Origin of the sequence: Vibrio sp. 10N.247.311.47, assembly GCF_041467535.1 — a bacterium.
In the GTDB taxonomy this organism is placed as follows: Bacteria; Pseudomonadota; Gammaproteobacteria; order Enterobacterales; family Vibrionaceae; genus Vibrio; species Vibrio crassostreae_C.
The window spans coordinates 25645-37164 of sequence record NZ_JBFSUR010000026.1 but is presented as its reverse complement, the minus strand read 5'-3'; the positions used below and the strand labels follow the sequence as shown (position 1 = coordinate 37164).

General features: G+C 44.7%; 11 protein-coding genes. 2 read left to right on the top strand and 9 right to left on the bottom strand.

Translation table 11 applies throughout. The annotated features are described in order from the left end of the window. Positions 1–105: 105 nt before the first annotated feature. The 5 genes from AB6E51_RS16920 to AB6E51_RS16900 all read right to left on the bottom strand — a co-directional run bounded on the left by AB6E51_RS16920 (position 106) and on the right by AB6E51_RS16900 (position 3891). Positions 106–726 carry a glutathione S-transferase family protein gene (locus tag AB6E51_RS16920; protein WP_229647847.1) on the bottom strand — a complete coding sequence of 207 codons (621 nt, stop codon included), beginning with the start codon at positions 724–726 and terminating at the stop codon, positions 106–108. Positions 727–760: 34 nt separating this feature from the next. Further along, on the bottom strand, positions 761–1792 hold the full coding sequence (locus tag AB6E51_RS16915; RefSeq protein WP_372058975.1) for an NADP-dependent oxidoreductase: 1032 nt from the start codon (positions 1790–1792) through the stop codon (positions 761–763). 143 nt (positions 1793–1935) lie between these two features. After that, the gene (locus AB6E51_RS16910) at positions 1936–2526 is read right to left on the bottom strand and encodes a TetR/AcrR family transcriptional regulator (protein WP_017062643.1); all 591 of its coding nucleotides are present in this window, start codon (positions 2524–2526) and stop codon (positions 1936–1938) included. Between the two features lie 188 nt (positions 2527–2714). Beyond that, positions 2715–3188: an FKBP-type peptidyl-prolyl cis-trans isomerase gene (locus AB6E51_RS16905; RefSeq protein ID WP_017062642.1), complete on the bottom strand. Its 474-nt coding sequence runs from the start codon at positions 3186–3188 to the stop codon at positions 2715–2717. Between the two features lie 76 nt (positions 3189–3264). Continuing rightward, complete coding sequence (locus AB6E51_RS16900) at positions 3265–3891, bottom strand: thioredoxin domain-containing protein (protein WP_017062641.1); 627 nt, start codon at positions 3889–3891, stop codon at positions 3265–3267. A gap of 258 nt (positions 3892–4149) precedes the next feature. On the opposite strand from AB6E51_RS16900, the gene AB6E51_RS16895 reads away from it, so the two are divergent. Continuing rightward, positions 4150–4785, top strand: coding sequence for an OmpA family protein (locus tag AB6E51_RS16895; RefSeq protein WP_029235219.1), 636 nt, complete (start codon positions 4150–4152; stop codon positions 4783–4785). 109 nt (positions 4786–4894) lie between these two features. Here the strand turns inward: AB6E51_RS16895 and AB6E51_RS16890 are convergent, their stop codons facing one another. Beyond that, positions 4895–5254 carry a glutaredoxin gene (locus AB6E51_RS16890; RefSeq protein ID WP_004731371.1) on the bottom strand — a complete coding sequence of 120 codons (360 nt, stop codon included), beginning with the start codon at positions 5252–5254 and terminating at the stop codon, positions 4895–4897. Between the two features lie 89 nt (positions 5255–5343). Next, positions 5344–6936 carry a nitric oxide reductase transcriptional regulator NorR gene (gene norR, locus AB6E51_RS16885; RefSeq protein WP_372058973.1) on the bottom strand — a complete coding sequence of 531 codons (1593 nt, stop codon included), beginning with the start codon at positions 6934–6936 and terminating at the stop codon, positions 5344–5346. 366 nt (positions 6937–7302) lie between these two features. On the opposite strand from norR, the gene hmpA reads away from it, so the two are divergent. Continuing rightward, positions 7303–8499 carry an NO-inducible flavohemoprotein gene (gene hmpA / locus AB6E51_RS16880; protein ID WP_017062636.1) on the top strand — a complete coding sequence of 399 codons (1197 nt, stop codon included), beginning with the start codon at positions 7303–7305 and terminating at the stop codon, positions 8497–8499. Between the two features lie 158 nt (positions 8500–8657). On the opposite strand, the gene AB6E51_RS16875 is transcribed toward hmpA, so the two are convergent. Both AB6E51_RS16875 and clcA read right to left on the bottom strand, forming a co-directional pair. Next, the gene (locus AB6E51_RS16875; RefSeq protein WP_104216296.1) at positions 8658–9638 is read right to left on the bottom strand and encodes a TDT family transporter; all 981 of its coding nucleotides are present in this window, start codon (positions 9636–9638) and stop codon (positions 8658–8660) included. 206 nt (positions 9639–9844) lie between these two features. Further along, entirely contained in the window at positions 9845–11251 is a 1407-nt protein-coding gene (clcA, locus tag AB6E51_RS16870; RefSeq protein WP_017064484.1) for a H(+)/Cl(-) exchange transporter ClcA, read from the bottom strand. Positions 11252–11520 lie beyond the last annotated feature (269 nt).

The following is an 11520-nucleotide window of genomic DNA, read 5'->3' as shown; positions in this document are numbered from 1 at the left end:
TCGAAATGAAGGCAAATGAGAAGCCAAAGCGAAAGATAAATCGACTTTGGCTTCATTTAGTTGCTTGTGCTTATCCTAAGCGCGCAGAGCTTGATTGAAACTCGATCAGTTCGAGTGTTCTAGCTCTAGTTGCTCGGCTTTTTGGTAAGCAGGGTGGCTCGTTAAAAGATCACCGTATTTAGCAATGTTAGGGTAGAGCGCAGTGGCACCGAAGTTACCCACGATTTCTACGATGAACGACATCATGAAATCGGCACCCGTCAGAGTATCAGCAACAAGGTAAGTTTTACCTTCAAGTGCTTCGTTGACAAAGGTTAGGACCTTTTGGTTTTCATCATCAGCGTAGCCGCCAAGGAAATTTGTCTCGCAACCGTCTTTCATCACAAAGATTTTAAGTAGCATTGGCAGGATACCAGAGCTTTCAGCGAAGTGAAGCCACTGTAAGTATTCCACGTAGTCAGCGGTGCCGCGCACTGGTGCGAACTTACCTTGACCGTATTTATCGATTAGGTACTCGGTGATAGCACCAGATTCGCTGATCACAACACCATCGTCTTCAATAACCGGAGATTTACCAAGAGGGTGAACAGTCTTCAATTCTGGTGGTGCTAGAAACGTTACACTGTCTCGTTGGTATGGTTTGATTTGATAATCAACACCAAGCTCTTCCAGTAGCCAGATGATTCGTTTTGAGCGAGATTTGTTTAGGTGATGCAAAGTAATCATGATTTTACCTAGTTAACTGGTTCAGTTTTTAAATTTATTTAGCTTCGTTTGTTTTGATAACAAGCTTACCGAAGTTTTGGCCTTCCAATAGACCCATGAATGCTTGTGGCGCTTCGTCTAGGCCTTCAACTAGGTGCTCACGGTAATGCATCTTGCCTTGAGACAACCATTCTGTCATTTGAACAGCAAATTCGTTGTAACGGTGTGCGTAGTCATCAAAGATGATGAAACCTTGCATCTTAATTCTTTTAACAAGCAGCATACCCATCAGGCTAGACATACGATCTGGTCCTTCAGGCAGTGAAGTCGCATTGTATTGAGAGATAAGGCCACACACAGGAATACGAGCACCTGTGTTAAGCAGAGGCATTACTGCATCGAATACCTTGCCGCCAACGTTTTCAAAGTAAACGTCGATGCCGTTGTCACACGCTTTAGCCAATTGCTCCGCGAAGTCGTCAGCTTTGTGGTCGATGCATTCATCAAAGCCAAGAATCTCTTTCGCGTACTGACACTTCTCTTGACCGCCTGCAACGCCGATAACACGACAGCCTTTTAGTTTGCCGATTTGTCCAACGGTTGCGCCTACAGCACCTGTTGCTGCTGCAACGACTAGCGTGTCGCCTTCTTTAGGTTGGCCGATATCAAGCAAGCCCATGTAAGCGGTAAAACCAGGCATACCCATGATGCCAAGCGCGTAAGAAGGGTGCGTTGGTTCTTTGCCGAGTTTGATTAGGCCTTCACCGTTAGACACACCAAGATCTTGCCAACCTGTGTAAGCCAGTACCCATTCGCCAACTTCGTAATCAGCGTGGTTTGATTCTTCAACCTGACATACGGTTGCGCCAACCATCACCTCATCAATCTCGACAGGGTCTGCGTAAGATTTAGCATCGCTCATACGACCACGCATGTAGGGGTCTAGAGAAAGGTAAACTGAGCGAAGTAACATCTCGCCGTCTTTGATGCTTGGCGCAGCTATTGTCTCTAAACGGAAGTTGTCTTGAGTCGGTGCGCCAACTGGGCGAGAAGCCAATACGATTCGGCGATTGTCTTGTTGAGTCATTGGATGTCCTTAATTGTGTATTTTATACATTTAGAATTAGACCAGTCGTCTAGTCTTGTTGTCTAAAAATCCCGCCGTCATCAAATTGATAAGAGGGCGGGTGATTTTTTTAAGTTAAAGCCAATAAAGCGCGCTGCGCGTTATTAGCTTTCACCTTTTAAAATTCGTTCGGTAAGGCTCAAAGCTGACTGTAAGCTATGTGAGCTTTGGCTCAGCTTGCTCAATAAGCTGGCGCCTAACCACATTGAGTATAGGTTCTGAGCTGCTTCTTGGCTCTCTTCAACCTTTATGGAGCCATCTTCAATACCGCCGACAATGCACTGTTCGATGGTATTCGTCACTTTTTCTGCACCCTTTAATAGCGCTTGGCGCATAGGATCAGAAAGATCAGAAACTTCCGCGCTGAGTTTAACGACCAAGCATTTATGAGCATTGCAGGTGCCGTTTTCAATCTGTGACCATCGAGTGAAATAACTGACAATTCTCTGGTAATGGTTGCCTTCACCATGAACCAAAATAGTTTCAACTCTGCTGATGTAGGTCTCAAAATAGTGCTGGATCAGAGCCTCGCCAAATTGCTCTTTCGATTTAAAGTAGTGGTAAAACGACCCTTTCGGCACGTCCGCTTCTTTAAGCAATTGCGATAAGCCAACGCCGTTAAAGCCGTTGTTCACTATTAATTGGTAGCCAACATCTAAAACATGCAGGCGTGTGTCATTCGTTTTTTCGTTCATGGGCGGTACTATAAGTTAAATTAGACCAGTCGTCTAGTGGTCGGTTTTCGAGGGTATATTTGGTCGTTGTTACAGTAGCTAAATAGCTAAATAGCTAAATAGCTCAATATCTAAAGAGGCTTCAAATGTTCAGATATAAAAAAGCCCCGACATAGCGCGTATGTTGGGGCTTAAATCAGTAACTTCGATTATTTGATAGAGATGAGTTCTACATCAAAAATCAGAGTCGATGATGGTGGGATAGGGCCTGAACCGCCTTTACCGTAAGCTAGAGTGCTTGGAATAAATAGACGAACTTTTTGGCCTTCAACCATGTAAGTCAAACCTTCTTGCCAGCCTTTAATTACTTGCTTAAGAGCAAATGAGATTGGCTCGCCGCGCTCAACAGAGCTGTCGAAAACAGTGCCGTCGATTAGCGTACCGTGGTAGTGAACCGTTACTTTGCTGTTCTTAGTTGGGTGCTCTGTGCCTGTACCTTCTTCAAGAACAAGGTATTGAAGACCGCTTTCAGTCGTAATCACGCCTTCTTTAGTGCCGTTTTCAATTAGAAATTGTTGGCCTTGTTCGAAGTTTTCTCCGCCAGACTTATGATTCGTCCAAGTACGGTAAATCATGAAACCCGCCAAAAGAAAGACAATGACCGGGATGACAAATTTAGACATAGTAAAACCTATTTATATTGAGTGCTGAATTTCGTAGTTAATACAAAATGTGTTAATCAGTTGACTAAAGCCGTGATTATGGTTGAGTCAAAAGGTAGTTGATCGTTTTTGCAATGCCAGCAACGTCTTGGTGACCTGCTGTTAGTACTTGGTATTTACCGTTGATGATAAAGGTTGGTACTGAGTTGATCTGACCTTTTACTGAGATCTCTTCTGCTTGCTTAACGTAGTCGAAAAGAGCGACTTGCTGTTCTTTATTCAGCTGGTATGGGCTAACCAAACCACGAGAAGTAAACGCTGTCTCTAGTGCTTGTTGACGCTGCTCAGGTGTTGCATCTGCACCCATTTGAACGGCACCAAATAGGTCGTCCATGAATGCGTGGTCAGGCGTCGCATCAAGCTGCATCACTGCTGTGTAGTAGATCATTGCGCTGATTTGAGCGCTTTCGTTGAACGTCACGTGCATCTTGCCAATAGTTTGGTCTGTTAGAGATTCAATCTCTGGAATGGCACTTTCCATTTGACGGCAGTGACCACAGTTAAGAGAGAAGATTTCAGTGATCGGAGACAAGTTAAATTCTGTTAGAGCAGTAGGAAGCGCTTCGTATTGAACGCCTTTTTGTGGCTCGTCTGTTTCACTACAACCCGCGATAATGAGTACGGCAGCGAGTGCTGTGATGAATTTAGTAAATGGTTTAAACATAATGTTTGCTCTAGCGTTGAGAAGTCGTGAGATTCTAACTATTTAGTGCGAATTGGAAAACAATTATAAGGTAAATAAATGCAAACAGTTCGAACTAGCGGCTGAACACAAGCTAGTAGACGGTTAACTGTGATCAACAGCACTTTTTTGGGTTCTGCTTTCTTTTCGTCTAAAGTTTTTCCCTCGGTGCCGATATAGACATTAGTGAATGGTTTATCTGCATGAGTGGTTGGTGAAGTAATGAGATATTTAGCGATAATGTTAAGCATAGCTTTGGCTGGGTGTGAAGCCACGTCACCAACTGACTTACTTGGCGGTGACATGCTAGAGACTGCACCACAAACCGATTACGACTTGATGCATCCTGAATGGGGTGTGGTTCAAACGACTCATGTAGCAAGCAATCGTGGGTACTCTATCCAGAGTAGCACTCATCAACACAGAACCATCACGACCAACTACGGACGTGGCGTTTCGACTAACGACCCACTGGAAGTCTTTTTAAGACAAAACCGCATCGATTTTGAAGTGTTGCCGGGTAACCATGTGATGGTAAAGCTTGAGCAGCACGTGAACTTTAAAACAGGTTCAGCATTCCCTGAGCCAGCGTATAATCAATGGCTAGATACGCTAGGCAGCTACCTTGCTCAACGCCAAGATATTGATGTGGTGATTGAAGGACACACCGATAACACGGGCACAGATCGAATCAATGATCCGCTTTCAGAGCAGCGAGCAAAAGAAGTGAAGGCTCGATTAGAGAGTAACTACGTATCAAGTCGTTCCATCTATACTCGTGGCTTCGGTGAGTATGTTCCAGCTTGTACGAACGCTTCTGCGCAAGGCAAGGCGTGTAACCGCCGTGTTGAATTGATGCTGATTGTCACGAAGTAGTCGTTTGAAATTTCGCGCCCAATTTGAAGCGATTAACGCCAAATAACAGATATAAAAAATCCCTCACATTCGAGGGATTTTTTGTATCTGACTTTTGTTGCTTTATTGCTTATGCAAACTGCTTTTCTAAGTAAGTCACGATATCCGAAGATTCATACATCCACTCAGTTTTGCCATCTTTTTCGATACGTAGGCAAGGCACTTTAACGCGACCGCCACCAGCTTCAAGCTCTGCACGGTGTTGATCATTGTTCTTTGCATCACGAAGTTCAAATTGAACCGATTGACGTTTCATCGCGCGGCGCACTTTTACACAAAATGGGCACGCTTCGAATTGGTATAACGTGTGCGTCTTTGCCTGCTCATTCACTTTGCTTTGCTCTTCTTGAGAACGTTTCACACCACGTGGGCTGAATACAAAATTCAATAACAAGATGACACGACCTAAGAACCAACGGATAAACTTCATAACTCTCTCTACATATTTAAAATTAGCGTTACAATTTGCAGCATTATATACACAAGTTTTGCTAGATGCTCGCAACAAACCGCTAATATCTATTTTGTCCGTTCGATCGTGTGAGACTTAGCCACATTTAGTCCTAAACGCTTAGACAGTCGAGTCAGATTTGCTCGGTCTGTTTTCAGAACTCGTCCTGCTTGCGCCCAGTTAAAATTGGCATCTTCCAACACTTCAGTAATGATGCTGCGTTGAAAATCGTCCGTCGCGCCACGTAAACCAGCGGATAGGTCGATCGTTGGTGTCGATAATGGTGTGTTTTTTACCTGTGTCGTCGCAATCGGTTGATCTTGGTCGAGTGGGCCACAATCTTCTTTAGTGATTGTCACGAGGTTTTTGTTAGTGCTGCGAGCCAATGCTTTCAGTGCTGAACGGCTGATAACGTGTTCAAGCTCACGAACGTTACCTGGCCAACCGTAACGGTTTAGGAATACCAGAACATCAGAACGGAACTTAACTTGGTTGATACCAAGCTTACGGCGCGCTTGTTCTAGGAAGAAACCAGCTAATAAGCTGATGTCGTCACCACGCTCTTTCAATGCAGGTACCGCGATAGGGTACACACTCAATCGGTGATACAAGTCGGCTCTGAATCGACCGTCTTCAACTTCTTTCTTTAAGTCTCGGTTGGTTGCAGCCAGAACACGAACATCAATGGTTTGGATGTTGTCTTGGCCTACCGGTTGGATTTCGTTGTTTTGCAGCGCACGCAGTAACTTACTTTGTGCTGCTAAAGGCAATTCACCAATTTCATCTAAGAACAGCGTGCCGCCATCGGCTAGAGCAAACTTACCTAAGCGGTTTTTGTCTGCGCCAGTAAATGCGCCACGAACGTGACCAAATAGTTCACTCTCTACCAAGTTCTCAGGAATAGCAGCACAGTTCACGTAGACCAGCGGATTACGCTTACGTTGCGATTGGTGGTGCAGGGTGCGAGCCACAAGCTCTTTACCAACCCCGGTGTCACCATGAATCAAGATATTAAACTCAGATGGAGCTACAACAGCGATGTCGTTCTTAAGCGCGACCATGGTGTCACTGTTACCAATCAACTCACCGCCGTCACGTTCCCACGCTTCTACGTTCAATTCTTCGAGTAATTGCTTTGACTGTTTTGCTTGATGCTCAAGTTGCGAGAAGGTCAGTGCCATCTGCATGGTTGAGGCTGCAATAGCTGCCAGTACTTCAAGGTTCCGCGCCGGAATATTCGCGAAGACATCAGGTTTCAAGCTATCTAGAGTCAGAATGCCCAATAACCTGTCGCCAAATAGCAAAGGCAAGCCCATACAAGCATGCATTGGTAAATCGCCATCATGGTCAATAAGCAAACCATCGAAAGGATCGGGTAGGGAGCTGTCAGCATCGAAACGAACAGGAGAGCGAGACGCGCAGATCTCTTCAAATCGTGGGTGTTCTGAAATGATAAAGCGACGACCGAATGTATCTCGGCTGAGCCCTTGCATTGCGATAGGTACTAGCGTGTCGCCTTGAAGGCTTAAAAGCGCGACACAATCACACGTTATGGTTTTGCGAATGGCATCGATCAGGCGATTGAAACGATCTTGATCGTTGACACCACTTGCGAGGCCAATGGTCATTTCCATGAGGGTAGATGCGGAGATATCTTGCATAAAAAACTCTAACTGTGTGTTTATCTACATAATAGAGTCTTATTGACTTAAAAAAAAGGTCTTTTTGACATTTTTATAAGATGAGTTTTGAGAAGAAAACCAGTAATGACGGGGATTGATAAAGTTGGCACTGATTGTGCAGAAGATACAGAGAAGCCCAATTATAGCGCTGATTAAACAGACTATTCTTGATCTCAATCAATCAGGTTGCATTAATCAGGTTTCGCGATTTTTTGAAATGAAAACGAGTCAAAATAACTCAGTTTCTAAAAATAACTAAGGTTTCAGAAAATCGATAAGTCATTCTTAATTTTTAGTAGTCAAAATGACATATAGGTCATAAGGCTCAGTGTTCGGAGTAAATTCATGCTTAACAATGCACATATCGAAATCATCAAATCTACTATTCCTCTACTTGAGAGCGCAGGCCCAGCTTTAACTCAGCATTTTTATCAACGTATGTTCACGCATAACCCTGAGTTGAAAGATATCTTCAATATGACTCACCAAAGAACAGGTCGCCAAGGCGTAGCACTGTTTGAAGCTATCGCGGCATATGCAAAGAACATTGAAAATCTAGCAGCGTTAACAACTGCCGTTGAACGTATTGCTCAGAAACACACAAGCTTTAACATTCAACCAGAGCACTACCAAATTGTTGGTTTGCACCTGATTGAGACATTACGTGAACTAGCTGCTGACGCCTTTACTCCAGAAGTGGAAGAAGCATGGACAGCCGCTTACCTATTCTTGGCGCAAGTATTCATCGATCGTGAAGCTGAACTTTACCTACAGCGTAAGCAAGCTGTTGGTGGTTGGGAAGCAGCGCGTGCGTTTGTGATTGCAGACAAAATCGAAGAGTCAGCGCTAGTAACAAGCTTTATCCTTCAGCCAAAAGACGGCGGTGAGGTTCTGGATTACACACCAGGTCAATACATCGGTATCGAAGTGAAACCAGAAGGCTCTCAATACAGCGAGATTCGTCAATACTCACTGTCTGATAAGCCAAACGGCAAGCAATACCGTATTTCTGTTAAACGTGAAGGACAAGGCCAAGAGACACAAGGCGTTGTATCTAACCACCTACACGATACGGTTGCTGTTGGTGATGAGGTTAGCCTATACGCACCAGCGGGTGACTTCATGTATCAAGAGCGCAGCAAGCCAGTAACACTTATCTCTGCAGGTGTTGGTGTAACGCCAATGCAGTCTATGCTTGAGTTCCTAAACACGGAAGATAAAAACGAGCCAGTACTTTACCTTCACGCTTGTGAGAACGTAGGCCAACACTCTTTCACGACTCGTGTTAAAGATATTGTTGCCGACAAAGGTTGGGAAGCGAAAACGTGGTACATGAACAAAGATGAATCTGCATGTGAAAACACGCATCAAGGTCAAATGGATCTAGCGTCTATCTCTGATACTAAAGGCTTTGAAGAGAGCGATTTCTACATCTGTGGTCCTGTTGGTTTCATGAAGAATATCGTAGAGCAGCTAGATGCAATGAAAGTTGACCGTTCACGCGTTCACTACGAAGTATTCGGCCCTCACGCTAACTTCTAATAGGTCTCGGCATTTCTAGTAACACTCGCCTGAGCTATTAATACCTTGCCTATTCAAAGGCCTCACAGTGTGAGGCCTTTTTGGGTTTGGTTGGTTTTGTCTGACATCATCGACTACTGCAGAACACGATGGTTCAGCTAAGATCTTTTCGCTTCTATCTAAGAACGTTTCATCTTCTTGGACATGTAGTCGGAATCGAAAAACTCAGGCCAGTACATTTTTACGTAACCACCGGCAACCCAAATCACTAGAATGGTGGCGATGGTTAGCTCAAAGAAACCAAACTTGTGTAGCCAATACCATTGTGGGTATTCCGCGCCGAAAAATGTAGTTAGACGATGCATGGCAATAGCGCTGATCACAGATGGGAAGGTGACGGCAGCAATCGAAGGTTGGAACTTCAAACGCATCAGGCGGATGTAACACAAGTAAATCAACAAAGTCATGGTGATGGCAATGCCCGCCAATGCACCTGTTAGAATCGGGTCTGGGTTGTCGAAGTTAACCAAGTAAGCGGCTAAAGATAAGTTAACCGGAGCTGCCATGATAGCGAGTGTTGGTCTTGCTCGGCGAGGAAGATTGCCTTCGAACACCAAGCGGTACAACACCACTGGCAACATAAGGAAATAGATACCAATACAAGTGACCGCAAGTGTTTCTGAAAATACGGTGTGCCCGAACTGTGTGCCAGCTAAGGAACTGCTGATCAAACCGACCGGATACAGAAACCAACTCGGTACAATGTTCGACATTTTGAAGTTGATGATCTGAAAACTGAAGAACAACACCATCATGGTAAAGTGCAGCAATAGCGCGCAGAACCAAACTGGGTAGGCGATAGCTGGCGATATCTCGGCTAAATAGTCGCACAGAATCAGTAAAGCCATGCTCATTGGTGCCATCAAGCTTCCGCTTAACGGGTGGCGAATATCATTAAGGAAGGTATTAAAGCTCGTTAAATAGCGCAGTAAAACAGGCAGCAATAATAGCGCGCCGAATGCAGCGAGGTAGGGACGAATTATCTCACCAATGCCCGGGATATATAACGCCCAAGCTTGTCCTAACCCAATAACGCCAAGTGCTAAAGACGCCTGAGATGGCGGCACATTTTTTACTTGGGTTAATCTTCTCCAGTTCAACGACTTGCTCCGACTTAGTTAATTACAGAATATTGGACTATTTGCCTTAGTTAGAGTGTGTAGGTCTTCCATCAATAGATTTTGAGGGCACTCAACTAATTTTGAGTGGATGATACCAAGTTTAACGTTTGCTTTTTTGATTTTGATACGGAATCGGGAGATTAAGCACGTTGAATGTGTGCTTTTGTTTCATGAGTCATTTGTAATTAACGTACTTCCTCTTGTTGAGGGAGATCTTGTTGTCTTAGTTTTTCGTTTTTCAGCGTACGGTTAAGCAGTTGACTGTAAATTGGCTGCCCACCTAACATTTGAGCAATGATTACCGCACCTAAGCAGGTGATGATCAACGGCAGGATCAGGTAGTAGTTATTGGTCATTTCGATAACCAACAGTATGCCAGTGATAGGCGCTCGCACGGTGGCGGCAAATAATGCTCCCATGCCAGCAATTGCAAACATACCCGGTTCAATATTCAGTTCGGGAAAGAATGCCGCTGCGATAAGCCCGAACGCATAACCAAAGAGTGTTCCTAGCGCAAGCATTGGTGCAAAGATACCGCCTGGCGCACCAGAGCCGAAACAAAGCAGGGTAGTGAGGACTCGGCCTAAGAAAATCAACAACAACACATTGGCGCTGTAGCTGCCATTCGTGATGTTCGGGATGATACCAATACCACCACCAGTTAATTCAGGTATATAAAGGAGCAACAAGCCAAAGCAACCGCCAAGTAGGGTGCCTGTCATCAAGTAGCGTTTACGGTCATTCTTGTGGATCGCCACAAACAGGTCTTGGGAAAGCGTAATCAGTTTATTGAAAATCACACCAAACAGGCCGAACAACACACCTAATAATAAGAATAACCAAAGTGCGTCGAGTTCAGGCGGCTGGTACTGAGGCATTGTGATAACGGCAGATTGGCCATTGATAGAACGAAATACAATGTTGGCTGAAACTGCTGAGATGATGACGGCTTTGATTGATATGAGTGAGTAGCGAAACTGCGGTCTCATCTCCTCGACTACAAACATGATGCCTGCCAGTGGTGCGTTGAATGCGGCGGCTAAGCCACCAGCGGCACCTGAAGCCAACAGTGAGTGGCGAGTGTCATCATCTTTGACTCGAAAGATATCGGTGACCATGCGACCAATACTGCCGCCCATTTGAACGGTTGGCCCTTCGCGGCCTAAAACCATACCAGAGCCTAACGCGCCCATGCCGCCAAAGAATTTTACGGGTAATACTCTCCACCATCGAACAGGACGCATGCCGTCCATTGCACCTTCGATTTCAGGGATACCTGAGCCAGCAGCTTCTGGAGCAAATCGGTGAACGAGGAAATAGCCAATAAAGGCAAATGCCGCACTAATAAGGAAAGCAGCAAGCCACAATGGTAAATGGCTACCGATTTCATCTTTCAGCCAATCGGTACGAGTTTCTGTGATGAAATGAACCGCAACTTCGAAATAAGTACCCACAACGCCCGCAAGTACACCCACAATACAAGAAAGAAAGAGAACGGAGGCTGGGGTCTTATCTCTTGAGAGAAATTGATTGATAGCATCCCTTGGCATTTTGGCTAATAAGGACTGCTTAATTTTCTCTCTTCTGGTCATAGAAATAAGTTTCCTGAATGAGTTAAGGCGGGGTTGCATTAAATTATACGCTTCCTCTGCATATCCTATAGCAACAAAGATGAAAAGTTGAATTTCATTTATGGAATGTGCGTGTTACATAAATGGAATCTATGGTCAATAGTGGAATCACCGTCACAGTTTTGATCGATTCTCTGGCGGCGGCTTGAATATCCCCAAAAATGAACCATAGTTAAATCGTAAAGCAACATAACGAACCGCAAGGAGAAGTGAGGTTTTACACACAATTT